Origin of the sequence: Streptomyces sp. NPDC058373 (assembly GCF_042723275.1) — a bacterium.
Taxonomy (GTDB): domain Bacteria; phylum Actinomycetota; class Actinomycetes; order Streptomycetales; family Streptomycetaceae; genus Streptomyces.
Map to the genome: position 1 here is coordinate 91,060 of NZ_JBHXJE010000003.1, position 22,635 is coordinate 113,694.

A 22,635-nucleotide genomic window follows, 5' to 3' on the forward strand; every position below is an offset into this window, starting at 1 on the left:
TCGGCATGGCGGGCAGCGTACTCACTTTCGCCGCGCCCGGGTGGGCGCCCGCCGAACGGGCAGGGGGCTCAGCGCTCTTCGGCGGCACGGCGGAAGTCGCCCCGGTTCACCAGCGGGGCGAGCGGGCCTTCGGTGAACGAGCTGTAGCCGGTCGCCGCCCACAGGCTCCGCTCCGGCGGGACTTCGTAGTACGGGACGAGGCGGCCCCCGTGCCGGACGGTGAGTCGTCCCACGGCCCTCGTCCTCGTGGCCGACGGCGAGCGCGGCGGCGGCCAACTGTCACCACACCCACTCCCTGCCTGCCCGTCCGGCAGCTCGGCTGCCTCGAAGTCGGCTGGCCCGCTCGGGAGTTCACGGCGTACGGCGCCGGCCAGCCAGCGCCGGGGACGGCTCGCTGGGCGCGTCGAAGACCGGCGGGGCCTCGCGCCGGGCGTACCGCAGGACGAGTAAGTCCTCCCGGCCCGGCCGTTTCCGCACCCCGTGGAACAGGGCGGCGAGCCGGATCGGGCCCGTTCCGGCCCGTGGCCGTGGCGGGCGCCGGGTAGGCAGTCGGCGGTCGGTCATGAGGCCCCCGGGTGCGCTCTGCCGTCCTTATCACCGGGTGCCTACCGGTCACTCCCTACCGAGACGACGAAGCTCGTCCAGGCGGCACGGCCTACACCGAGGACGGGTCCTTCGGTGTGCTTGGAGTCGCGGACGAGGAGGGCGGCGACTTCTCCGCATCGCCGCCGCTGCCGCCGCTGTGGCTGCTCTTGAACCAGGCCGCCTCGGGCACGGCGGCGACGCCGCCTCGGACTCGCATGCTGCCTCCATGGGGGAGGGCACCGGGAATCCAGGATGGACGGCGTCGCCGTGGTGCGCGAGAGGACGTCGGGGGTGTCAGTCGCCCGCGACCGAGGTGACGAAGCCGTTCCAGGCGTCGCGGCTGACACCGAGGACGGGGCCGTCGGTCTGCTTGGAGTCGCGGACGAGGATGGTGGCGGGAAGCGTGGCAACCTCGACACAGTCACCGCCCTCAGCTCCGCTGTAGCTGCTCTTGAACCACGCGAAGGTACCCGTGGCCCGGCCGTCTACGGCGTTCATAGCTCTCCCAACAACTTCTCGATGAACCCTAGGGACTCTCGTGGGCTGAGAGCCTGACCTCGGATAATTCCATAGCGAGCCCCCGCCAGGTGAGTCTCGTGCCGGTCAGTCAGCAGGTGACTCTTTCCCTGGACCTCCGTGTAGAGGAACTGCTCTCCCGCCTTCCGAGTGATCAGCTTGAACGGACCATCGACACCGGCGTTGTCTTCCCTGTCCAAGGGCATGACCTGGATCTCGACGTTGCGTTTCCGGCCGAGTAAAAGGATCTGCTCAAGCTGGCCGCGCATGACATCAGCTCCGCCGTAAGGCTTCCGCACGGCGGCCTCATCCATCACAAAACTCAACAGCGGAGCGGGCCACCGGTCGAAGAGTTGCTGTCGCGCCAACCGTCCGCTGACACGGACGGCGATCGTCTCGTCGTCCAGCAGCGGTCGCCGCATGGCAAGAACCGCCCGCATGTACTCCTCGGTCTGGAGAAGACCGTTCAGCACGTACGCGTCGTACGCGCACAGCTCCACCGCCTCGGCCTCCAGCCGCGCCATATCGCGGAAGAACGCCGGGTACTGCGCCCGGGCCACTTCATCTCGTAGGGCCAGCAGCACCCCACCCGCGTCCAGAACCCTGTCCGACTCGGTGATGAACCGCGGCTGCGGAATCCTGCGCCCTTGCTCGAAGGAGGCGATGGACTGCGCCGCGTACCCCACGAGCTTGCCGAACTCCTGCCGGTCCATCCCGGCCCGCTCCCGCAACACCTTCAACTGCTTGCCGAAGGCGACCACCACTCCCGTTCCTGGCTCGTCGTCCGGCCTGCGTTCGACCTCGGCCCGTCCGCTCTCGTCCAGCGTCACGTCACCCTCACCGTCCCTCGCCGTGGCACCCGCGTACAGGCGCCGCCGAACCCGCGTACAAGCGGTTCGCGACGGCGCGTCACCCCTGGTCACGCTAGGCCACCGAGGGTCACCGTGGGGCCATGATCAGCGAACCCAGTGCTCCCTTCACCACCAACCAACCCCCGCGCACCACCGCGTACTTCCGTATGCGCTTCAGTTCCACCCGGCGCGGGGCGCGGCTCGCGCGCCTCCTCTGCGGGGAGCGGCTGGCGGCCTGGGGCGTCCCGTACGGCTCCGGGGACCACGACGCCCTCACCCTGCTCGCCGCCGAGCTGTGCGCCAACGCCGTCCACCACGGCCACGTCCCCGGCCGCGACTTCCGCCTCGACCTCACCGCCGAGCCGGGGCCGGAGGGTGACACGACCCGGGTACGCGTCGCGGTCACGGACACCCGGGGCGAGCGGCTGCCCGAACCCGCCGCGCCCGACGCCCCGGACGACCGCCTCGACGGACGCGGGCTCCTCTTGGTCGAGATGCTGGCCGACCGCTGGGGCTGCGCTCCCCGCCCGGACGGACCGGGCAAGACGGTCTGGGCGGAACGCGTGGTCCCCGGCCCGGTCCGCGCCCGCTCCACCTGCTGAACCGGCAGCCGGGCGGATCCTCGCCACCCTGACCGCCCTCCTCAGCGCCGGCTGCCTCACTCGCGCGCGGCTGCTCCGCGAGAGGCCGGTACCGCCTCCACGATGATGCTGGTGGGCGCCGTTTCGGCTGTGGCCGCGGTCCTGACCCCGTACGGGATGAAGCGCCACCACGAGAAGACCCGACGCCTCGTGCACCTCCACGACGGCCACCGCACAGGCCGGGTGGGGCCGCCGCCTCCGCCGTCCGGCACCGGTCACCCATGAGCCGCACGTGGCGCCCGGCGTCGACGGCGCAGAAGGGCCGGTGAGACCCCCTGATGGCAAAAACAGCCCTGGAGTTTCAACGCGCCCAGCACTAACGTCGGTTCACCTGTCCCACCCCTGTTCCGCCCGGGAGTCCAATGTGAACCGCCGCACGCTGTCCCTCGCGCTCGCCGCAGCCGCGACCCTGGTGCTGTCGGCCTGCGGCAGCGACGAGGCCCCGTCCGCCTCGAAGGACACGATCGAGGGGGCGGAGACGGGCGACAGCACCAAGAAGGAGTCACCGACGGCGGAGCCCTCGAAGGCGGCCGGCCGTCCGGAGATCACCCTGCCCGACGACGTCGACAACGTCTTCGAGGGCTGGAAGACGGGGGACAAGACCAAGGACGCGATCCTCGCCGACCTTGAGCAGAACGTGGACGCCATGAGCGACGCGATCGTGCGGGGTGACACCGACTCCCCGAAGGTCGCCTTCTACCGCCAGGGAGACGCCCTGGTGAGCGCCGGTAAATGGGTCCAGGCATGGCTGGACGAGGACGTGAGCTACACCGGGACGATTCGGTACTACCAGCCCAGCGTGGTGCTGTCCGGCGACAAGAGCGCCGGTGTGTCGTACTGCGCGGACGAGAGCAAGGCGTTCAACAAGAACAGGACGACCGGCAAGGTCGACAAGACTTCCGAGGACAGCCCCCTCGTCAGCTACGCCATGCAGATGCGCAAGAACGACGACGGCGTCTGGCAGGCACTGGAGGGCTTCTCGAAACGGGGGGATGCGAAGTGCGAGTGAGAGCGACATATCGACTGGCGGCCATAGGGGCCGGTGCGGCGTTGTCCCTGGTCGCGGCTCCGGCCCTGGCGGCCGTCGGCCCCGGCTCGTCCTCGGAGTTCGAGGCGTCCGGCACCAACGAGGGGCCGACCCTGACCTCGCAGATCCGGTACACCGGGTCCACCGGGGGAGGCGGCGGATCTAAGCCCAGTGGCGGAATGGCCCCTGCCGGGGACTGGACGCCTCCGGCCTGCTGGTACGAGCCTCGTACGGCCGAAGAATTCGCCAAGTACATGGAGGCCACGTACGAGAGCGTGGTGAACATGCCGGGTCAGCACAGCTACGCCAAGACTTCGGCAGGTCAGACGCGCGAGTACTACAAGGACGGCGAGTACAAGAACTACAACATCAAGAAGTCCGACGAAGGGCTCTGGTGGGTCGCGGTACGGGACGAGGACCGCTGGATGGAGGATGCCGCGCAAGTGTGCAGCGAACCACCTTCCTGGGTCGAGAACGGCGAAACCCCCGACCTCCCCAACGCGATCACCCCCGAGGTCCTCGCCCAGCTCGCCTACAACCAGATACACGTGCCGGACACCGAGGTCAGCCTGGCGCCCGAGGCGAAGAGCAAGGTGAACCTGCCGACCTGGGCCTGGCTGGACCAGGCGACCTTCAAGCCGGTCGAGGTCACCGCCTCCCTCGCGGTGAACGGGTTGAACATCTCGGCCACCACGGTCGCGCGCCCCGACTCCCTGACCATCGACCCGGGCACCAAGGACGCCACCCTGCACCCGGCCTCCGGCCAGTGCGGCCTCAACGGCGACAAGGGCGTCGGTGAGCCGTACGCCAAGGGCAAGGCGGGCCAGGAGCCGCCGTGCGGCGTGACGTATCTGCGCGCGTCGGGGAAGAGCGCGTACGACCTGAACGCCACGGTCACCTGGAAGATCGGGTGGACCGGTACCGGGCAGCCCGAGGAGCAGGCGCTGCCCGACGGCGCGTTCGGCAACAACCAGGACGTGGTGGTCGAAGAGATCCAGTCCGTCAACCGGTGAGGGGATGGGGAGATCTCGCGAAGATGCGGGATCTCCCACCCGCCGGGCCGGGGGTGCGCGGGGCCCCAGGGTGAGGTGACGGATCGGCCGGAAGGGGAAGGGCGGGGGCGTACCCCCGTATCCCGGAACTCCGTGCGGAAGTCGCGGCAGACGCCGTGAAACCCCCTGGCGCCAGGCCTTTTTCGAGTTTCCGGCGTCGGGCCGGGAACCGCCCCGCACGCCTCCCGCGTGACACGCACCAGACCCTCTCGTCCGCCCGAAGGCCCCCTCGGCCCTTGAGGCGGCCCCGCTCGCTGCTGATACGGTGCGATGGCCCGACGCGTGACCATGCGCGGCGCGCCGGACCGCCAGTCAGGGCGGGGCGCGGCGGACGACCGCAGGTGGTCTCGCCACCTCCGCGGACCGGGTGGCACAACGGGGACACCACGGGTGTCACGACGATGAGATTCTTGGGTACGGGGAGCGGCTGCGTGAAGATCCAGGAGCGTGCGGGTGGGGGCAACAACCGGGCCTCCGCGCCGGCTCAGCCGGGTGCGGGTGAGCGGCTTCCGGCCCCGCCCAGGGAGCGCAAGCCGGCCCTCGCGGCCCTGGCCGTCCTCCTCATCCTCGTCGGCGCCCTCGGCGCGACCGTGCTGGTGCTGCGCGCCGGCGACCGAATATCGGCGGTCAAGATCGACAAGGAGATCCCGGTCGGCACCGCCATCACCGACGACTCCGTGACCGAAGTCCTCGTCGCCGCCGACGAGTCGGTGAACTACGTCGAGTGGTCGCAGCTGGCCTCGCTGAAGAAGCTCAAGGCCAAGTACACGATCCCCAAGGGCGCCATCGCCGTCGGCGAGATGTTCGCCGCGGGCACCGGGCTGCCCGAGGGCAAGGTCAACGTCGGCCTCTCGCTCAAGGAGGGCCAGTACCCCTCCGGGCTCAAGTCCGGTGACACGGTGACCGCCTACCGCGTCGGCGACGCCGCCAAGTCCCGCACCGACAACGCCGAGCAGGGCTCCGGCTCCGCCGCGGGCGCCCCGCTGGTCGAGTCGGCCGTGATCGCGCTCGTCCGGGAAGCCGAAGAGGGCACCGTCAGCTCCGGCACCCTCCCCGTCACGGTCACCGTGGACAAGGCTGCCGCCGGTCCGCTCGCCCAGGCGGCCAACGCCGGTGAGGTCGCCCTGGTGCGCCTGCCCTCCGGCGCCTCCAACGGCAACTGAGGGGCCCGCCATGGCCTTGATCGCCCTCGCCGCCGACAAGGGCTCGCCCGGCGTCACCACCGCCGCCGTCGCCCTCTCCGCCGTCTGGCCCCGCCGTGTCCTGCTCGCCGAGACCGACCCGGCCGGCGGTGACCTGCTCTACCGCAGCGCCGCCGCCCACGGCGGCTCGCTCGACCCGAACACCGGCATGCTCTCCATCGCCGCCACCGCCCGCCGCGGTCTCGTCCCCGACCAGCTCTGGGACCACACCCAGCCGCTCTCCGGCGGGCTCGACGTGCTGGTCGGCATCGGCAGCGCCGAACAGGCCACCGGGTTCACCGGGCTGTGGCCGACGCTCGGTCAGTCCTTCGCCCAGCTCGGCGACTCCCCGCACGCCCCGGCCGACGTCATCGCCGACTGCGGGCGGATCAGCGGCGACACCGCCGCCGTCGAACTCTTCCCGTACGCCCAGCTCGTCCTGCTCGTCTCGCGGACGACCCCGGAGGCGCTGGCGCGCGTCCGGGACCGGGCCACCCACCTCGCCCAGCGGCTGCACGGCGGGCCGCGCGGCGCCGCCGGGATCGCCACGCCGCTGATCGGTGTCGTCCTCGTCACCGACCCGGGCGGCTCCGCCAAACTCGTCCACCAGGTCAACGACATGCTGGTGGCCGGGCAGACCGGCGCCCGCGTCGTCGGCACCCTCGCCGACGACCCGGCCGGGGCCGACCAGCTCGCCGGGCGCCGCCGAGGCCGGCTCGACAAGTCGCTGCTCATCCGGTCCGCCCGGAAGATCAGCGCCGACCTGTACCAGCAGTTCGGCGCGGCCTGGAGCACCCCCGCCACGGGGGCCGGGCGATGAGCGTCGACCACCAGCTCGTCAAGCGGTTCCGGCAGGACGCCGGTGACCGCATCGCCGAGCAGCGCCGCCTCGACCAGGTCTCCGGCGTCGCCGCGATGTCCGGCGAGGACGAGCGGCAGTACGCGCGCGCCGTCATCGCGCAGATCCTGGAGGAGTACGCCCGCGCGGAGATCAACGCCGGGCGCACCCCGCTGGACGCCGAGACCGAGGAGCAGTACGCCGCCGCCGTGCACGCGGCGCTCTTCGGCGTGGGCCGCCTCCAGCCGCTGCTGGACGACCCCGAGGTCGAGAACATCGACATCAACGGCGCCGACCAGGTCTTCGTCGGATACGCCGACGGCCGCGAGGCCAAGGTCGACCCGGTCGCCGAGTCCGACGAGGAACTGGTCGAACTCATCCAGATCCTCGGCGCATACTCCGGTCTCTCCTCGCGCCCCTTCGACTCCGCCAACCCCCAGCTCGACCTGCGGCTGCCCGACGGCTCCCGGCTCTCCGCCGTCATGGACGTCACCCGCCGCCCGGCCCTGTCCATCCGCCGGGCGCGGATGGGCAAGGTCTTCATGTCGGACCTGGTCGGCAACGGCACCCTCACCCCCGAGGTCGGCCACTTCCTGGCCTGCGCCGTCCGCGCCCGGAAGAACATCATGATCGCCGGGGCCACCAACGCCGGCAAGACGACGCTGCTGCGGGCGCTGGCCAACGAGATCCCGCCCGCCGAACGCCTCATCACCGTCGAACGCGCCCTGGAGCTGGGGCTCGACTCCTTCCCCGACCTCCACCCCAACGTGGTCGCCTTCGAGGAGCGCCTGCCCAACTCCGAGGGCCAGGGCCTGATATCCATGGCCGAGCTGGTGCGCCGCTCGCTGCGTATGAACCCCTCGCGGGTCATCGTCGGTGAGGTCCTCGGCGACGAGATCGTCACCATGCTCAACGCCATGTCCCAGGGCAACGACGGCTCGCTCTCCACGATCCACGCCAACAGCTCGCACGAGGTCTTCAACCGCATCTCGACCTACGCCCTCCAGGCCAGCGAGCGCCTCCCCATCGAGGCCAGCCAGATGCTCGTCGCCGGAGCCGTCAACTTCGTCGTCTTCATCCAGCGGCGCAACAACTACCAGACCGGCGGCCGGCTCCAGCGCATGGTGACCTCCATCCGCGAGGTCAACGGCGTCGACGGACGGGTCCTGTCCAGCGAGATCTTCGCCGAGACCCCGGACGGACGTGTCGTCCCGCACGCCCCGATCGCCTGCCTCGACGACCTGGTGGCCTACGGCTACCGGGGGAACTGGGCGTGAGCCGCATGAGCCACCCGACCCACCTCGCCGACCCCGCCCTCACCGGCCTCGCCGCCGGCCCCCTCGACGGCATGGGCGGCCTCTTCTCCCTCCCCGTGCTGTACGCGCTGGGGTGCGGCCTCGCCGTCGGCGGCGGCCTCGCCCTGCTCATCACCGCCCTCCGCGGCCTGCCCGCCAAGCCCGAGCACGAGAAGGCCAAGGCGGGCGAACGCGCCGCCGAACTGCTGCGGTTCGCCGGACAGCGCGGCTCGCTCGCGGCCGGCGTCGGCCTGGTCGTCCTGCTCGTCACCCGCTGGGCGGTGGCCGGCATCGCCGCGGGCGTCCTCGTCTTCTTCTGGGACAAGCTCTTCGGCGGCGCCGCCGAGGAACGCGCCGCGATGCGCCGGGTGGAGGCGCTCGCCTCCTGGACCGAGTCGCTGCGCGACACCATCGCCGGGGCCGTCGGCCTCGAACAGGCCATCCCGGCCTCGGCCCGCGCCGCCGCGCCCGTCCTCCGCCCGCACCTGGACGCCCTGGTCGACCGGCTGCGCTCGCGTACGCCGCTGCCGGAGGCGCTCCAGTACCTCGCCGACGAGATCGACGACGCCTCCGCCGACATCATCGTCGCCGCGCTCATCCTCAACGCGCGGCTACGCGGGCCCGGTCTGCGCCAGGTCCTCGGCGCGCTCGCCAAGTCCGCGCGCGAGGAGGTCGACATGCGCCAGCGCGTCATGGCGCAGCGCTCCTCGACCCGCCGCTCCGTGCAGATCGTCGTGGCCGTATCGGTCGCCTTCGTCCTCGGCCTCGCCGTCTTCAACCGCGACTTCGTCGCGCCGTACGGCACGCCCGTCGGCCAGGCGGTGCTGGCCTGCGTCTGCGGCCTCTTCGCCCTCGGCTTCTGGTGGCTGCGCAAGCTCTCCACCATCGAGACGCCGGAACGCTTCCTCGTCCGCGACCAGCCCGCCGTCCAGCAGTTCGTCCGGCCCCGCACCCCTGACGCGCCGGGCCAGGCCGCGCCCTACGGGGCCGCCCCCGAGCAGGAAGGGACGCGGCGATGAGCCTGACCATGCCGATCCTCATCGGCGCCGTCCTCGGCCTCGGCATCTACGCGCTGGTCCGCGCCCTGATGCCGGCCAAGTCCAGCCCCGTCGCCCAGGTCGCCCGCATCGACGCGCTCCGCGCCCGCGGCAGCGCCTACTCCTCGGGGCGCGGCACCGGCGACAGCACCGGCCGCCTCGACACGGTGCGCTCCAAGGTCGGTACGCGCGTCGCCGACCTCTACTTCCAGCAGGGCTGGGAGCAGCGCTCGCTCCGCGCCGACCTCGCGGTCCTCGACCGGAGCTGGGAGAAGTTCCTCGCCAGCAAGGTGCTGCTGGCGGGGGCCGGGCTCTTCTTCGGCCCGTTCCTCTTCGTCATCGTGTGGCGCCTGGGCTTCGGCTCCAGCCCGATCATCCCGGTGTGGATGGCGCTCGCCTTCGCGCTGGTCTTCTTCTTCCTGCCCGACCTGGAGGTCCGCCGGGACGCCGCCGACCGCCGCCGCGACCTGCGCCGCGTCATCGGCGCCTACCTCGACCTGGTCTCCATGAGCCTGGCGGGCGGGCGCGGCCTGCCCGAGGCGCTGATGGCGGCCGCCGAGGTCAGCGACGGGTGGGCGGCCAAGCGGATCCGCAACGCCCTCAACGACGCCCGGATCACCGGGCACAGCCAGTGGCAGGCGCTCGGGGAGCTCGGCGAGGAGCTGGGCATCGAGGAGCTGAAGGACCTGGCCGCCTCACTGGCGCTGGTCGCCGACGACGGGGCCAAGGTCCGAGAGTCGCTGGCCTCCCGCGCGGAGACCATGCGGCACCGCGAGATGGCCGAGATCGAGGGCGCCGCGGGCGAGAAGAGCCAGTCCATGCTCGTCGCCCAGCTCCTGCTCTGCGCCGGCTTCCTGGTCTTCCTGATCTTCCCGGCCGCCATGCGTGTGTTCCAGGTCTGATCCGGTTCCCCACACCCGACCCATTCGACCCCATCGACCCCGTCGACCCACCGAGAGGACTCGCCATGCGATTCGGACGGAGTTTCAGCCACCCCGCCGTCGACTTCCTGATCACCTTCCTCAAGGCACGCGTCGAGCACGCCCGCCACGAGGACACCGACCGCGGGGCCTCCGCGGTCGAGTGGGTCATCATCTCCGCGGTCGTCGTCGCCATCGTCGGCGTCGTCGCGGCCATCCTCAACGCCGCCCTCAGCGAGGGCGCCAACAAGGTGGGCGACTGCATCAAGGGCGCCGACGCGGGCAGCACCTGCTGACCCCGCCGCCATCGCCCCGGACGCCCCGGGGTCCGGGCCGTACGCCCGGACCCCCTGCCGTCCGCCCGGGCGCCCCGCCTCCCGCCGGATGAACCCGGCGCCCGAGGCGGCGGAGCCCGGATCAGACCGGGCCGCGCCCGGAGACCGACCGACCGCGCCACGAGCCCGCCTGTCCCAGGAGCGCTGAACCCGTGCAGCCCGTACCGAGAAGGCCAGGCCCCCGAGGGGGGCCGCGCCGTGGCGTGCCCCGGCGCGGCTCGGCCCTGCGCCGGTTCGCCGCGTCCCGGCGGGCGGCGGCCAAGGAGTCGGGCGACAGCGGGATGACGGCCATCGAGTTCGTCTTCCTGACGCCGATCCTCTTCTTCATGATCTTCGCGACGGTGCAGTTCGCGCTGTACTTCTTCGCCGACCACGTCGCCCAGGCCGCCGCCCAGGCCGGCGCGCGCAAGGCCCGCGCCACCGCCGACGAGAACCCGGGCGGCTGGCGCGGGGAGGCCCGCACGGTCACCGACGCGTACATCCGGCAGCTCGGCCCGCAGCTCGTCGTCGGCCCGGACGTGAAGATGCTCCAGCCCGAGCCGAACACCGTGGGCGTGGAGATCACCGCCCGCATCCCCACCGTCTTCCCCGGGCTGGACCTGACGGTCCACGCGCAGTCCTCCGGACCGGTGGAACGCTTCGTCGAGGAGGACGGCTGATGGCTCCGTCGACACCTCCGTCGCGTACGGCGCGCCTCGCGGGCCTGGTACGGGACCGCCGGGTGCGGCTCGCCCGCTCCGGCCCCGCCGCCGACGCGGGGATCTCCACCATCGAGGTGGTCATCCTGGCGCCGGTGATGATCCTCTTCATCCTCGTGCTGGTCGCCTTCGGACAACTGGTCGACGGGCGCGGAGCGTTGGACGGAGCCGCCCGGGACGCGGCGCGGGCCGGGTCGATCCAGAAGGACCACGGCACCGCCCTCGCCGAGGCCCGGCGGGCCGCCGAGGCCAACCTCACCGACGTCTGCACCGGGCCGGTCAGCGTCCGGCAGACCAGCGCCGGCTTCGAGCCCGACACCCTCTTCACCGTCGAGGTGAGCTGCCAGATCCGGGGGCTCGCGATGATCGGCGTCAACGTCCCCACCACGCTCACGGCGAGCTTCAGTTCGCCCCTCGACCCGTTCCGGAGGACGGCGTGACGACGCTCGGGCGGCTGCGCGCCGCCGTTCGCAGGCGCGGGCTGGACGACCGGGGGTCCGGGGCCGGGGCCGTCATCATCTTCGCCCTCGTCTTCCTGACGCTGGCCGCCTTCGTCATCGACGGCGGGCTCTCCATCTCCAAGCGGGAGCGCGCCGCCGACATCGCCGAACAGGCCGCCCGCTACGCCGCCCAGGACATCGACCGCGAAGCGCTCTACCAGGACGAGGGCGGGGCCGCGCCCATCAACTACGCCAACTGCGGGGCCCGCGTCCGGGCGTTCGCCGCCGAGATGGGCATGAACGGCGCCGACATCGCAGCCAGCGGCTGCGTGGCCGCCTCCGCCGACCAGGTCGAGGTCGAGATCCAGCTCACCTACGACCCCGTCTTCACCGGCATGTTCTACGGCGGGGCCGTCACCGTGAAGGGGCGCTCGGTCGCGGAGAACGCCGTGGGGTGACCCGTGCGGGGTCGGTCCCCCCGAATCGGCCTCAAGCGCCGGCCGGGCTGGAGTTGGCCGGCCTGGGATTGACGGTCACCCCTTCGGGTGGTGCCTCTGGGGTGGCCTCAAGCGCCGGCCGGGCTGGAGGCGGCGAGGTGGCCGAGGTCGTGACCACCGCCTGAGCAGTACGCCGAGCCGCAGCCCCACCAAGCCCCTCTCAGCCCGGCCGGCGTTTGAGGCCAAAGAAAGCCCGGCCGGCGCTTGAGGCCACTTGAGCCCGGTCGGCGATTGAGACCACCCCGGGGGAACCGGGGTCGCGCCCCGGTGGTCCCTACAGGCAGAGGGGCGCCGGGGCCGAGCCAGGCCGATACCCCGCGGGCGTCAGCCCGCCACCCTTCGACAGGGTCATGGCGACTCAGTAGTCTCATCCCACACCCACCCGACCCCTCGTACGGCAGGCGGCCCCACCGCCCCGTACCCGTCCCCAGGACTGTGCCCATGGCCCGCCGCACCCCCAACAGCTCGACGCGTTCGACGCGACAGCCGCAGCCCCAGCCGCTGCCCCGGACGCGGCGGTCCTTCGGTGACTTCGCCAAGGCGGCGCTCGCCTTCCTCGCGCTGGCCGTGCTCGTCGTCGGCGTCCCCCTGGCGCTCGCCTCCGTCATCGGCTGGCCGCTGCCGACCGAGGCGCCCTCGCTGGACATGCTCCAGCAGGAGATCACCGTCGACACGTTCCTGAACGTGCTGGCGGTCGTCGTGTGGTTCGCCTGGGCCCAGTTCACCGCCTGCGTCCTGGTCGAGGTGAAGGCCGCCCTCTCCGGCGTCGGCCTGCCCTCCCGGGTCCCGGGCGCCGGACCGAGCCAGGCCCTGGCCCGCCAACTGGTCGCCGCCGTACTCCTGCTCGGCGCCACCGCCGCCAGCTTCTCCCCGGGCCTCGGCCAGCTCGGCCAGCAACTCGAAGGCCACCAGCAGCCCGCCGCCGCGGCGGCCCAGCAGACCCCTGGCCTCTTCGGCCAGGACCGGGGCGCCGCCGAGTCGGCCGCCACCGCCGTCGCCGAACAGGCGGGCGCCCAGGCCGAACAGGCCGCCGCCAAGCCGGCCGCCTCGAAGGGCGACACGAAGTACTACCGCATCCAGCCGCCCGAGGGCCGCCACCACGACTCGCTCTGGGAGATATCGGAGCGCCACCTCGGCGACGGCCGCCGCTACCACGAGATCTACCAGCTCAACAAGGACCGCGTGCAGCCCGACGGTTCGCGGCTCTCCGAGGCCAGCCTCATCCGGCCCGGCTGGATCATGGAGATGCCCGCCGACGCCACCGGTGGCGAACTGGTCGAGATGCCCGACGAGGCCCCCAAGGTCTCCGAGGAGGTCCGCGAGCAGATCGCCGACTACGCCAAGTCCGGCGAGTCCAGCGCCGAAGGCGGCGGCGCGGCCCAGGAACAGAAGCCGGACACCGGCGACACCGGCCATACGGACCGCGACACCCAGCAGATCTCCATCCCCACCGAGCGCCCGGCCGAGCAGCCCCAGGTGGCCGCCCCGGCGGCGGCCGAGGGCTTCTCCTTCGGCCTCCCCGAGGCCCTGATCACCGCCCCGCTGCTCGCCGCCGGTCTCCTCGGCGCCCTCGGCCGCCGCCGCCGGGCCGCCCTGTGGCAGTCCGCGATGAGCGCCGTCGGCGGCCGCCGCGGCATGGAGCCGCCGGTCCCCGCCGGGTCCGCCGCCGACGTCGAGGACGCCCTGCTGATCGGCGCCGACCCCGAGGGCGTACGCCTCCTGGACCGCTCCCTGCGCGGCCTCGCCGCCTCGCTCGCCGACGAGTCCCGCCCGCTGCCCACCGTCTACGCGGCCTGGCTCAGCGACGGCGACCTCCACCTCCAGCTCGCCCAGCCCGCCGGGGAGCCGCCCGCGCCGTGGCAGACCGGCCAGGACGAGACGTTCTGGATGCTGGCGCGCGCCGACGGCGAGCGGTACGGCGACAGCGAGGCCGCCGCGCCCTTCCCGGGCCTCGTCTCGCTCGGCACCCTCGACGACTCGCGCCTGCTGCTCAACCTGGAGGCCGTCCCCGGCATCGTCTCGCTGAGCGGCGCCGCCGCCGACCGGGACGCCGTCTTCGCCTCGGTCGCCGCCGAACTCGCCACCAGCGGCTGGTCGGACCGGATGACCGTCACCCTGGCCGGCTTCGGCGAGGAGCTCACCGCCATCGCCCCGACCCGGCTGCGGCACCTCGACGGCGTCGACGCGCTCCTGGAGACCATGGAGGCCGAGACCCGCCAGCGCCGCGGCGCGCTCGGCACCGCCGGCCACGACTCGGTCCTCACCGGCCGCACCGGCCCGGCCCAGCACACCCGCTGGGCACCGCACCTGGTGCTGCTCGCCGCCGAGCCCACCGCCGACCAGGCCGTCCGCCTCGCCGAACTGGCCGCCGACGCCCCGCGCCTCGGCTTCGGCTACCTCATCGGCACCGAGAGCGGTGAACTCCCCGGCGCCGCCTGGGAGATGGAGATCACCCCGGAGGGCCGCCTGCTCGCCCCGCTGCTCGGCCTGGACCTCGACGCCCAGCGCGTCGAGGCCGCCGAACAGCGCGCCCTGGTCGACCTGTTCACCACCACCGACCCGGACCACGAGCCCGCCCCCGGTGCCGCACCGCCGCCCTTCCTGGTCGACGTCACCGAGCAGGGCCGCCCGGCCGTCTACGCCCGCATGGTCGGCCCGTACGAGATCATCGGCATCGACGCGCCCGACGACACCCGCTCGGTCCTCCTCCACGAGGCACTGGCCCAGCTGCTGCTGCACCGCGAGGGCGTCCACGTACGCGTCCTCGCCTCGGCTCTCTGGCCGCGCGGCGTCACCGAGGACGTGCGGGACGCCCTGGTGGACCGGCTCCGCGACTGGCTCGGCACCGACGAGGACGGCACCCCGCGCCTCACCACCGACGAGGCGGGCCGCCTCCACCTGGCCAAGTCCGTCGTCTCCGACCTCGACGTGCTCCGCTCGCTCTACCACGAGGCCACCCAGGGGCGCGGCGCCACCGACCGCGCCGTGCGCGGCCGCGCCCTCACCGACGCCCTCGGCCTGGTCCGCGGGCCGCTCCTCGCCGACCGGCCCGAGGGGCGGTACGGCTGGCTCTCGCACGAGATCATCGACGCCCAACTCCCGCTGCTCATCGCCGATATCGGCCTCGCCCTCGCCGCCTTCCACCTGGAGAAGGACCGTGCCGCCAAGGCCATCGAGGCGCTGGAGCGCGCCCTGTCGACCGCCCCCGCCGACGAACGCCTCTGGAACGAACTGCTCCGCGCCACCCACGCGAGTGGCGACACCGAGGCTCTGCGCCGCCGCGCCGCCGACCTGGTGGCCCGCAGCGGCGCCCGCGGTCTGCCCCCGCGCACCGAGGCGCTCCTCGACGAGCTGCTCCCGGCCTGGCGCGACACCGCGTCCGCCGCCGGGTGATGACCGGCCCGCTCTGGCTCGCCCCGCTCGCCGCCCTCTGGGGGGCGGGCTGGGGCGCCCTGCTGCCCCGCGCCGCCCACCGCCTCGCCGCCCCGGCGGGCGAGGAGTGGCTCACCACCTGCCCGCAGGGCCACCCGCTGGGCGGCTGGCTCGGCGCTCCCCACTGCGCCACCTGCCGTACGCCGCTGGGCCCGCGCGCCCTGCCCGTACTGCTGACCGCCGCCCTCTGTGCCGCGCTCGCCCTCACCACGGGCCCCCGCCCCGAACTGGCGGTCTGGCTCCTGGCCGCCCCGGTCGGCCTCCTCCTCGCCGTGGTCGACCTGCGCGTCATGCGCCTGCCCGACCCGCTCACCCTTCCGCTCGCCGCCGGAGTCCTCGCCCTCCTCGCGGTGGCCGCCGCCCTCCCCGGCGCCGCCGGTTCCTGGCTGAGCGCCCTCTACGGCCTGCTCGCCCTGGGCGGCGGCGCCTTCGTCCTCTTCCTGATCAACCCGGACGGCTTCGCCTTCGGCGACGTCAAACTCTGCCTCTCCCTCGGCGCCGCCCTCGGCTGGTACGGCCTCGGCGCCGTCTTCCTCGGCGCCTTCGCGGGCCTGCTCGTCGGCGCCGTCCACGGCCTCTACCTGGTCCTGGCCCGAGGCGCCGGCCGCCGCACCGCCTTCGCCTTCGGCCCCAGCCTGCTGACCGGGACGTACGCCACCCTCCTCCTGGCATCAGCAGCCCGCTGATCCCCCCGCACAAAAAAAACTCCCCCGCCCCCAACACGGCTTCGGGAGCCAAAGGGGCGCGTCGTTGTCGAGACACCCGTCGCGCGCAGGGAGCGAAGCGGACGAGCACGTCGGGTGTCTCGACAACGACATGTGGCGCCCCGGCGGCGAGTGAAGCTCGAAAGAAGGGAGCCGTGTGGCGCCCCGGAGGCGAGCGAAGCTCGCAGAAAAGGTGCGCGTAGTCTGAGGTGGACAGATTTTTCCCCCGCGCCGAGAGGTGTCAGCCGCGTGACCGAGAAGGCCGACCTTCAGTCCGTCCTCGACCGTGCCGCGGCGGGCGGCCGCATCACCCCCGAGGAGGCGGTGGCGCTCTACCGCGACGCCCCGCTGCACGCCCTCGGCGCCGCCGCCGACGCCGTACGCCGCCGCCGGTACGCCGGTACGGAGCACATCGCGACGTACATCATCGAGCGGAACATCAACTACACCAACGTCTGCGTCACCGCCTGCCGCTTCTGCGCGTTCTACGCCGCGCCGAAGGACACCGCGAAGGGCTGGACCCGCGACCTCGACGACATCCTGCGCCGCTGCGCGGAGACGGTCGAGCTGGGCGGCACGCAGATCATGTTCCAGGGCGGGCACCACCCGGACTTCGGCGTGGAGTACTACGAGGAGCACTTCTCCGCGATCAAGAAGGCCTTCCCCCAGCTGGTGATCCACTCGCTCGGCGCCTCCGAGGTCGAGCACATGGCGCGGATCTCCAAGACCACCGTCGAGGACGCCATCGCGCGCATCCACGCCGCCGGTCTCGACTCCTTCGCGGGCGCCGGCGCCGAGCTGCTGCCGGCCCGCCCCCGCAAGGCCATCGCCCCGCTCAAGGAGTCGGGCGAGCGCTGGCTGGAGATCATGGAGACCGCCCACCGGCTGGGCGTCGAGTCGACCTCGACCATGCTGATGGGCACCGGCGAGACCAACGAGGAGCGCATCGAGCACCTGCGGATGATCCGCGACTCGCAGGACCGCACGGGCGGCTTCCGCGCCTTCATCCCGTACACCTACCAGCCGGAGAACAACCACCTGAAGGGCCGTACGCAGGCGACGCTCTTCGAGTACCTGCGGATGATCGCCATCGCGCGTCTCTTCCTCGACAACGTCGCGCACATCCAGGGCTCCTGGCTGACCACCGGCAAGGAGGTCGGCCAGCTCTCGCTGCACTACGGCGCCGACGACCTCGGGTCGATCATGCTGGAGGAGAACGTCGTCTCCTCGGCCGGTGCCAAGCACCGCTCCAACCGCCTGGAGATCATCGACCTGATCCGCAAGGCCGGCCGCGTCCCCGCCCAGCGCGCCACCACCTACGAGCACCTGGTGGTCCACGACGACCCGGCCGACGACCCGGCCGACGACCGCGTGGTCTCGCACATCTCCTCCACCGCCATCGACGGCGGCACCGCGCACCCGGAACTGAAGCTGCTCGCCCCCAACTGACGCGAGCCGCCCCGTGCTGACCCTCCACACCGCCCCGCTGCTGCTGCCGCCAGGCGCCGCCCCGCTGCCGGACGGCGCCGTGCTGGTCCAGGGCGAGGTGGTGCTGGCGGTCGGGGCGCGCGAGGAACTGGCCGCCGCCCACCCCGGCGTCCGCACCCGCGCCTGGCCCGGCGTCCTCACGGCGGGGCTCACCCACTGGCGGGCCGCGCCCCTGCTGGAGGGGGCCTACCACCCCGACCCGCGCGAGTACGACCTGCTCGGCGACGCCCTCCTCACCGGCGGCGCTCTCGCCCGGCTGGCCCCTGACCGGACCCGCTGGGCGGGCAGCGTCCGGCGCGGCGTCCAGCGCCTGCTGCGGCACGGGGTGACCCGTGTCGCCGGGCCCTTCACCGACCCGGCCGTACGGTCGGCGCTGGTCCGTGCCGGGGTCGCCACGGTCGCCCCGCGCCCGGACCTGACGCCCGGCGAGCCCTCCTTCGACCCGTTCACGGCTCACTCGGCCCTGCCGGAGGCGCCGCTCACCCGGGGCGTGCGGGCCGACCTCGCCGCCTTCGACGTACCCGACGCGGCGGCCCTGCGGGACGGGGGCGCCGCCGCCTGCGTGGCGACCGTGCTGGCCGGGCGGCTCGTCCACCGGGCCCGCTGACCCGGCCGGCGGGGGCGCGCCGGGGTGGCCCGGCCCCGGGGTGTGCGGCGGGCGGAGGCACAATGGCGGGGTGACGCGTGCATCTCTGGACAAGCAGCCGCAGGAAGTCGCCTCGATGTTCGATGACGTGGCGGCCCATTACGACCTGACCAACGACGTGCTGTCGCTGGGCCAGGCCCGTCTGTGGCGGAAGGAGGTGGCCCGCGCCGTCGACGCCCGGCCCGCGCAGAAGATCCTCGATCTGGCGGCCGGCACCGCGACCTCCTCGCAGCCCTTCGCCCGCGCCGGCGCGTACGTCGTCCCCTGCGACTTCTCGCTGGGCATGCTGCGGGTCGGCAAGAGCCGCCACCCGTGGATGCCGTTCACGGCGGGCGACGCGATGAGGCTGCCGTTCCGCGACGACACCTTCGACGCGGTGACGATCTCCTTCGGCCTGCGCAACGTCCAGGACACCTCGGCGGCCCTCGCCGAGCTGTACCGGGTGACGAAGCCCGGTGGCCGGGTCGTCATCTGCGAGTTCTCCCAGCCGACCTGGGCGCCGTTCCGGTCGGTCTACACCGAATACCTGATGCGTGCCCTGCCGCCGGTGGCCCGCGCCGTCTCCTCCAACCCGGACGCCTACGTCTACCTCGCCGAGTCCATCCGCGCCTGGCCCGACCAGCCCGCGCTGGCCGCCCTGCTCCAGAAGGCGGGCTGGGCCAAGGTCGCCTGGCGCGACCTGACCGGCGGGATCGTCGCCCTGCACCGGGGCTACAAGGCCGCCTGAGCCCGCCCGTACCCGCCTTTCCGGCCATTCTGCGGCGGACGCCGGGTAGTGCCCGTGCCGGTCACCGATTGGCCTCAGGCGCCGGCCGGGCTGTTTTTGGCTGGGCTTCGTCTCGACCGTGCCGGTCACCGATTGGCCTCAGGCGCCGGCCGGGCTGTTTTTGGCTGGGCTTCGTCTCGACCGTGCCGGTCACCGATTGGCCTCAAGCGCCGGCCGGGCTGTTGGGTTCGCGGTTTCTCCGGTGCGTGGGTGGGGTGGGGCCGCGCCGGGGTACCTCCTCACAAACTGCATGGTGCGGGGTCAGTTGGAGTATGGCTGCCTCGTGTGCAGTTTGCTGCGGGGGCACCCCGACACGTCCCCACCCCACGGTCTCGTACGCGGCCGACCGCCGGAGGGGGGGAAGGCCGTCACCGATAACGCGCTCTTCCACAGTGACCACCGCCGTCGCTTCAGCTCACCACACAGATCAATGGGCGACGGCCTCGTCTTTTCCCTCCCACCGGCGGGACGACGCCGACGAGACGGAAGGGTGGGGTCGTGCCGGGGTGCCCCCGCAGCAAACTGCCGTGCTCGGCCGCCTTGAAGCGACTGACCCCGCACCTGGCAGTTTGTGAGGAGGTACCCCGGTGCGGCCCCGCCCGACCCACACGGCGAACGAACCGCGAACCTCTACAGCCCGGCCGGCGTTTGAGGCCATCGGCATCGGCGACCCGCAGGGTCGACGGGCGGCAGGCTGAGGCGGAGCCCAGCCACAACCCGGCCGAGACAGCCCGGCCGGCGATTGAGGCCCATCAGGGGCGGCCACAGCCCTAGGCCACCCCGGCGCCCCGTCAGAGCTTCAGCCGGTAGCAGTAGGCGGCCCGCCCGGACGGCGTACGCCACTCCTCGGGCTCGCCCATCCCGAGCCGCCGAGCCACCGCCGAGGAGCGGTGGTTGGCCGCGTCCACCAGGGCCACGACCTCCTCGACCCCGGCGGCACGCACCCGCTCCAGGGTCTCGCGGGCGGCGGCGGTCACGTACCCCTGGCCCCAGGCGGAACGAGTCAGCCTCCAGCCGATCTCGATCTGTCCCACAGCCGGGCTCCAGTCGTGCGGCCAGGGCTGGGCGCCGGTGAAGCCCAGCACCTCGCCCCGGGCGTCGGTCAGCGTCCAGAAGCAGAAGCCGAGTTCGGCGTCGTGGCGGCGCTGGCGGGCGGTCATCTCCTCGTAGACGGAACGCTCGGCGGACCTGCCGCCGAGGAACTCCATGACCTCGGGGTCGTCGAACACCCGGTGCCAGGCGTAGGCGTCCTCCTCGGTGGGGACGCGCAGGCCGATCGCGGGCGGAGGGTTGGTCATCTTCGGTGCGGCCCTTCAGTTCGGTGACAGGTGCCGCTGCATAGACTGCACCTGTCCCGTGCCGGACGGCACCCGATAACCCAGTCCCGGGGAGAGCCAGCAGTGAACGAGCCCCGTACCGAACAGACCGCGGATGTCATCGTCGTCGGCGCCGGGCCGGCCGGTTCGACGACCGCCTACCACCTGGCCAAGGCAGGCCTCGACGTGCTGCTGCTGGAGAAGACGGCGTTCCCGCGCGAGAAGGTCTGCGGCGACGGCCTCACCCCGCGCGCCACCAAGCAGCTGGTGGCGATGGGCATCGACATCTCCGAAGAGGCCGGCTGGCTGCGGAACAAGGGCCTGCGCATCATCGGTGGCGGCCACCGCCTCCAGCTCGACTGGCCGGACCTCGCGACCTTCCCCGACTACGGACTGGTCCGCAAGCGCGACGACTTCGACGAGCAGCTGGCCCGCCAAGCCCAGAAGGCAGGCGCCCGCCTCCACGAGCGGTGCAACGTCGGCGCCCCGATCACCGACCCGCGCACCGGCCGCATCACCGGCGTCGAGGCCAAGCTCGGCGAGGAGAAGACCCCGGTCACCTTCCACGCCCCGCTGGTCGTCGCCGCCGACGGCAACTCCACCCGCCTCTCCCTCGCCATGGGCCTGCACCGGCGCGAGGACCGCCCGATGGGCGTGGCGGTGCGCACGTACTTCACCTCGCCCCGCCACGAGGACGACTACCTGGAGTCCTGGCTGGAGCTGTGGGACAAGCGCGGCCCCGGCCCGGACCGGCTGCTGCCCGGGTACGGCTGGGTCTTCGGCATGGGCGACGGCACCTCCAACGTCGGCCTCGGCGTCCTCAACACCTCCGCCTCCTTCAAGGAGCTGGACTGGCGCGAGGTGCTGAAGGCGTGGACCGCCTCCATGCCCGAGGAGTGGGGCTACACCGAGGAGAACATGACGGGCCCGATCCGCGGCGCCGCCCTCCCGATGGCCTTCAACCGCCAGCCGCACTACACCAAGGGCCTGCTCCTGGTCGGCGACGCGGGCGGCCTCGTCAACCCGTTCAACGGCGAGGGCATCGCCTACGCGATGGAATCCGGGCAGATCGCGGCCGACGTCATCGTGCAGGCGCACGCCCGCTCCACCCCGGCCCAGCGCGAGCGCGCCCTGCTCGGCTACCCGAAGGTCCTCAAGGAGACCTACGGCGGCTACTACTCGATGGGCCGCGCCTTCGTGAAGCTCATCGGCAACCCGAAGGTCATGAAGCTGGCCACCGAACGCGGCCTGACCCACCCGGTGCTGATGCGCTTCACCCTGAAGATGCTCGCCAACCTCACCGACCCGACGGGCGGCGACGCGATGGACCGCGTCATCAACGGCCTGGCGAAGGTGGCCCCGAAGGCCTGACCGGGCCGACGGGCCCCCGACGGCCGGCGTACGACAGGCGGAAGGCCCGCCTCCCCCGAGGGAGGCGGGCCTTCGCGCGTATGGGGACGGGGGTACTGCTCAGCTCACAGGACGCGGACCGCGCCGTCGGCCGGGTAGCCGGAGAGGTCCTGGACGACGACGCCCTTGCCGGGGTTGGCGGCGTCGAGGTACTGGCCGTTCCCGATGTACACACCGGTGTGGAACGCCGAGCCCTGGCCACCCCAGTAGAGGATGTCGCCGACCTGGAGGTTGGAGGTGCCGACCTGGGTGCCGGCGGTCGACTGCTCCTGCGAGGTGCGCGGGAGGTCCACGCCGACCTGCTTGAAGGCGGCCTGCACGAGGCCGGAGCAGTCCCAGGAGTTGGGGCCGGTGCCGCCCATGACGTAGGCGTCGCCGACCTGCGCCTGGAGGAAGCTGACGACCGAGGCGACGGAGCCGCTGGCCGGGGCCGGGACGTCCTGGCTCGGGGCGGCGGACTCGCCGGAGCCGGAGGACGAGGTGGCCGCGGCGGTCTGCACGCCCGACAGGTCGGTGCGCTCGGCGCTGCGGGCGGCGCGCTCGGCGGCGGCGCGCTCGGCGGCCTTCTTCTTGGCGGCGGCCTCGGCCTTCTTCTCGGCCGCCTTCTGCGCCTTCTTGGCGTCCTTGACGGCCTTCTCGGCCGCGGTCTGCTGCTCGGCGCGGTACTGGTACGCGTCGGCGGCCTGCTGGGTCGCCTCGGCGGACTGGGCCACCTTCGAGGTGAGGGTGGCGGTCAGCGTGGGCATTTCGATGGTCTCGGTGACCGGTTCGGCGGCCGTGGCGGCGTTGGCGCTGCCGGCGACCGCGATGGTGCTGAGGACGCCACCGGCGACTCCGGCTCGCAGCGCCATGGTCGACGTGCTGCGGCGGCGGGGCTTCCGGTGGCTGCGTATGGGAGCGGAGTGGGACATGGGACAACCGCTATCAGGGCCGTCCGGTTACCCACAAGAAACGTGGGGT

Annotated in this window: 24 protein-coding genes; 18 read left to right on the top strand and 6 right to left on the bottom strand. The window is 72.8% G+C overall.

Translation table 11 applies throughout. The annotated features are described in order from the left end of the window. Window positions 1-68 precede the first annotated feature (68 nt). From ACFWMZ_RS03090 to ACFWMZ_RS03105, 4 genes are all read right to left on the bottom strand, one after another. Window positions 69-233, bottom strand: a complete 165-nt coding sequence (locus ACFWMZ_RS03090) for a hypothetical protein (RefSeq protein WP_383199314.1) — start codon at window positions 231-233, stop codon at window positions 69-71. A gap of 372 nt (window positions 234-605) precedes the next feature. After that, entirely contained in the window at window positions 606-932 is a 327-nt protein-coding gene (locus ACFWMZ_RS03095) for a DUF397 domain-containing protein (protein ID WP_383199316.1), read from the bottom strand. Next, window positions 880-1,083, bottom strand: a complete 204-nt coding sequence (locus ACFWMZ_RS03100; protein WP_383199318.1) for a DUF397 domain-containing protein — start codon at window positions 1,081-1,083, stop codon at window positions 880-882. Before ACFWMZ_RS03100 ends, ACFWMZ_RS03095 begins: the two co-directional genes overlap by 53 nt. Continuing rightward, window positions 1,080-1,925 carry a helix-turn-helix domain-containing protein gene (locus ACFWMZ_RS03105; protein WP_383199413.1) on the bottom strand — a complete coding sequence of 282 codons (846 nt, stop codon included), beginning with the start codon at window positions 1,923-1,925 and terminating at the stop codon, window positions 1,080-1,082. The genes ACFWMZ_RS03100 and ACFWMZ_RS03105 overlap by 4 nt, the downstream gene beginning before the upstream one ends. Window positions 1,926-2,053: 128 nt before the next feature. Here ACFWMZ_RS03105 and ACFWMZ_RS03110 point away from each other — a divergent pair, with 128 nt between their 5' ends. From ACFWMZ_RS03110 to ACFWMZ_RS03190, 17 genes are all read left to right on the top strand, one after another. After that, on the top strand, window positions 2,054-2,554 hold the full coding sequence (locus ACFWMZ_RS03110; RefSeq protein ID WP_383172681.1) for an ATP-binding protein: 501 nt from the start codon (window positions 2,054-2,056) through the stop codon (window positions 2,552-2,554). Window positions 2,555-2,957: 403 nt separating this feature from the next. After that, window positions 2,958-3,602 carry a hypothetical protein gene (locus ACFWMZ_RS03115; RefSeq protein WP_383172679.1) on the top strand — a complete coding sequence of 215 codons (645 nt, stop codon included), beginning with the start codon at window positions 2,958-2,960 and terminating at the stop codon, window positions 3,600-3,602. Then, window positions 3,593-4,633 carry a hypothetical protein gene (locus tag ACFWMZ_RS03120; protein WP_383172677.1) on the top strand — a complete coding sequence of 347 codons (1,041 nt, stop codon included), beginning with the start codon at window positions 3,593-3,595 and terminating at the stop codon, window positions 4,631-4,633. Before ACFWMZ_RS03115 ends, ACFWMZ_RS03120 begins: the two co-directional genes overlap by 10 nt. A 470-nt stretch (window positions 4,634-5,103) precedes the next feature. Beyond that, the gene (locus ACFWMZ_RS03125) at window positions 5,104-5,835 is read left to right on the top strand and encodes a hypothetical protein (protein WP_383172675.1); all 732 of its coding nucleotides are present in this window, start codon (window positions 5,104-5,106) and stop codon (window positions 5,833-5,835) included. Between the two features lie 10 nt (window positions 5,836-5,845). Next, complete coding sequence (locus ACFWMZ_RS03130; RefSeq protein ID WP_383199320.1) at window positions 5,846-6,673, top strand: hypothetical protein; 828 nt, start codon at window positions 5,846-5,848, stop codon at window positions 6,671-6,673. Then, the gene (locus ACFWMZ_RS03135) at window positions 6,670-7,968 is read left to right on the top strand and encodes a CpaF family protein (RefSeq protein ID WP_383172671.1); all 1,299 of its coding nucleotides are present in this window, start codon (window positions 6,670-6,672) and stop codon (window positions 7,966-7,968) included. The genes ACFWMZ_RS03130 and ACFWMZ_RS03135 overlap by 4 nt, the downstream gene beginning before the upstream one ends. 5 nt (window positions 7,969-7,973) lie before the next feature. Continuing rightward, window positions 7,974-9,005 (top strand): type II secretion system F family protein, encoded by a 1,032-nt coding sequence (locus ACFWMZ_RS03140; protein WP_383199415.1) that lies wholly within the window; start codon window positions 7,974-7,976, stop codon window positions 9,003-9,005. Further along, complete coding sequence (locus ACFWMZ_RS03145; RefSeq protein ID WP_383172669.1) at window positions 9,002-9,925, top strand: type II secretion system F family protein; 924 nt, start codon at window positions 9,002-9,004, stop codon at window positions 9,923-9,925. The genes ACFWMZ_RS03140 and ACFWMZ_RS03145 overlap by 4 nt, the downstream gene beginning before the upstream one ends. Before the next feature lie 65 nt (window positions 9,926-9,990). Continuing rightward, window positions 9,991-10,239 (top strand): hypothetical protein, encoded by a 249-nt coding sequence (locus ACFWMZ_RS03150; RefSeq protein WP_383172667.1) that lies wholly within the window; start codon window positions 9,991-9,993, stop codon window positions 10,237-10,239. A 320-nt stretch (window positions 10,240-10,559) separates the two neighbouring features. Continuing rightward, window positions 10,560-10,937, top strand: a complete 378-nt coding sequence (locus tag ACFWMZ_RS03155; protein ID WP_383172758.1) for a TadE family protein — start codon at window positions 10,560-10,562, stop codon at window positions 10,935-10,937. Further along, window positions 10,937-11,416 carry a TadE/TadG family type IV pilus assembly protein gene (locus tag ACFWMZ_RS03160; protein ID WP_383172665.1) on the top strand — a complete coding sequence of 160 codons (480 nt, stop codon included), beginning with the start codon at window positions 10,937-10,939 and terminating at the stop codon, window positions 11,414-11,416. Before ACFWMZ_RS03155 ends, ACFWMZ_RS03160 begins: the two co-directional genes overlap by 1 nt. Next, complete coding sequence (locus ACFWMZ_RS03165) at window positions 11,413-11,874, top strand: TadE/TadG family type IV pilus assembly protein (protein WP_383199322.1); 462 nt, start codon at window positions 11,413-11,415, stop codon at window positions 11,872-11,874. Before ACFWMZ_RS03160 ends, ACFWMZ_RS03165 begins: the two co-directional genes overlap by 4 nt. A 480-nt stretch (window positions 11,875-12,354) precedes the next feature. Further along, complete coding sequence (locus ACFWMZ_RS03170) at window positions 12,355-15,306, top strand: BTAD domain-containing putative transcriptional regulator (RefSeq protein WP_383172661.1); 2,952 nt, start codon at window positions 12,355-12,357, stop codon at window positions 15,304-15,306. Beyond that, a complete protein-coding gene (locus ACFWMZ_RS03175) occupies window positions 15,306-16,031 on the top strand; it encodes a prepilin peptidase (protein ID WP_383172659.1) in 726 nt (241 codons plus the stop codon). The genes ACFWMZ_RS03170 and ACFWMZ_RS03175 overlap by 1 nt, the downstream gene beginning before the upstream one ends. 267 nt (window positions 16,032-16,298) lie before the next feature. Continuing rightward, window positions 16,299-17,498, top strand: coding sequence for a cyclic dehypoxanthinyl futalosine synthase (gene mqnC / locus ACFWMZ_RS03180; RefSeq protein ID WP_383172657.1), 1,200 nt, complete (start codon window positions 16,299-16,301; stop codon window positions 17,496-17,498). 13 nt (window positions 17,499-17,511) lie between these two features. Next, window positions 17,512-18,144 carry a hypothetical protein gene (locus ACFWMZ_RS03185; RefSeq protein WP_383199324.1) on the top strand — a complete coding sequence of 211 codons (633 nt, stop codon included), beginning with the start codon at window positions 17,512-17,514 and terminating at the stop codon, window positions 18,142-18,144. A gap of 70 nt (window positions 18,145-18,214) precedes the next feature. Then, the gene (locus ACFWMZ_RS03190; protein WP_383199326.1) at window positions 18,215-18,910 is read left to right on the top strand and encodes a demethylmenaquinone methyltransferase; all 696 of its coding nucleotides are present in this window, start codon (window positions 18,215-18,217) and stop codon (window positions 18,908-18,910) included. An 830-nt stretch (window positions 18,911-19,740) separates the two neighbouring features. Here the strand turns inward: ACFWMZ_RS03190 and ACFWMZ_RS03195 are convergent. Beyond that, a complete protein-coding gene (locus ACFWMZ_RS03195; RefSeq protein ID WP_383172651.1) occupies window positions 19,741-20,247 on the bottom strand; it encodes a GNAT family N-acetyltransferase in 507 nt (168 codons plus the stop codon). 102 nt (window positions 20,248-20,349) lie between these two features. Here ACFWMZ_RS03195 and ACFWMZ_RS03200 point away from each other — a divergent pair, with 102 nt between their 5' ends. Continuing rightward, on the top strand, window positions 20,350-21,636 hold the full coding sequence (locus tag ACFWMZ_RS03200) for a geranylgeranyl reductase family protein (protein WP_383172649.1): 1,287 nt from the start codon (window positions 20,350-20,352) through the stop codon (window positions 21,634-21,636). A 104-nt stretch (window positions 21,637-21,740) separates the two neighbouring features. On the opposite strand, the gene ACFWMZ_RS03205 is transcribed toward ACFWMZ_RS03200, so the two are convergent. Continuing rightward, window positions 21,741-22,526 (bottom strand): C40 family peptidase, encoded by a 786-nt coding sequence (locus ACFWMZ_RS03205; protein WP_383199328.1) that lies wholly within the window; start codon window positions 22,524-22,526, stop codon window positions 21,741-21,743. Between the last annotated feature and the right edge of the window lie 109 nt (window positions 22,527-22,635).

What these genes read in the sequence shown, in the direction of transcription:
- ACFWMZ_RS03135 (WP_383172671.1), top strand. Translation starts at nt 6,670, where the DNA reads ATGAGCGTCGACCACCAGCTCGTCAAGCGGTTCCGGCAGGACGCCGGT.
- ACFWMZ_RS03145 (WP_383172669.1), top strand. Translation starts at nt 9,002, where the DNA reads ATGAGCCTGACCATGCCGATCCTCATCGGCGCCGTCCTCGGCCTCGGC.
- ACFWMZ_RS03205 (WP_383199328.1), bottom strand. Translation starts at nt 22,526, where the DNA reads ATGGCGCTGCGAGCCGGAGTCGCCGGTGGCGTCCTCAGCACCATCGCG.
- ACFWMZ_RS03155 (WP_383172758.1), top strand. Translation starts at nt 10,560, where the DNA reads ATGACGGCCATCGAGTTCGTCTTCCTGACGCCGATCCTCTTCTTCATG.
- ACFWMZ_RS03175 (WP_383172659.1), top strand. Translation starts at nt 15,306, where the DNA reads ATGACCGGCCCGCTCTGGCTCGCCCCGCTCGCCGCCCTCTGGGGGGCG.
- ACFWMZ_RS03110 (WP_383172681.1), top strand. Translation starts at nt 2,054, where the DNA reads ATGATCAGCGAACCCAGTGCTCCCTTCACCACCAACCAACCCCCGCGC.
- ACFWMZ_RS03140 (WP_383199415.1), top strand. Translation starts at nt 7,974, where the DNA reads ATGAGCCACCCGACCCACCTCGCCGACCCCGCCCTCACCGGCCTCGCC.
- ACFWMZ_RS03150 (WP_383172667.1), top strand. Translation starts at nt 9,991, where the DNA reads ATGCGATTCGGACGGAGTTTCAGCCACCCCGCCGTCGACTTCCTGATC.
- ACFWMZ_RS03160 (WP_383172665.1), top strand. Translation starts at nt 10,937, where the DNA reads ATGGCTCCGTCGACACCTCCGTCGCGTACGGCGCGCCTCGCGGGCCTG.
- ACFWMZ_RS03170 (WP_383172661.1), top strand. Translation starts at nt 12,355, where the DNA reads ATGGCCCGCCGCACCCCCAACAGCTCGACGCGTTCGACGCGACAGCCG.
- ACFWMZ_RS03100 (WP_383199318.1), bottom strand. Translation starts at nt 1,083, where the DNA reads ATGAACGCCGTAGACGGCCGGGCCACGGGTACCTTCGCGTGGTTCAAG.
- ACFWMZ_RS03130 (WP_383199320.1), top strand. Translation starts at nt 5,846, where the DNA reads ATGGCCTTGATCGCCCTCGCCGCCGACAAGGGCTCGCCCGGCGTCACC.
- ACFWMZ_RS03195 (WP_383172651.1), bottom strand. Translation starts at nt 20,247, where the DNA reads ATGACCAACCCTCCGCCCGCGATCGGCCTGCGCGTCCCCACCGAGGAG.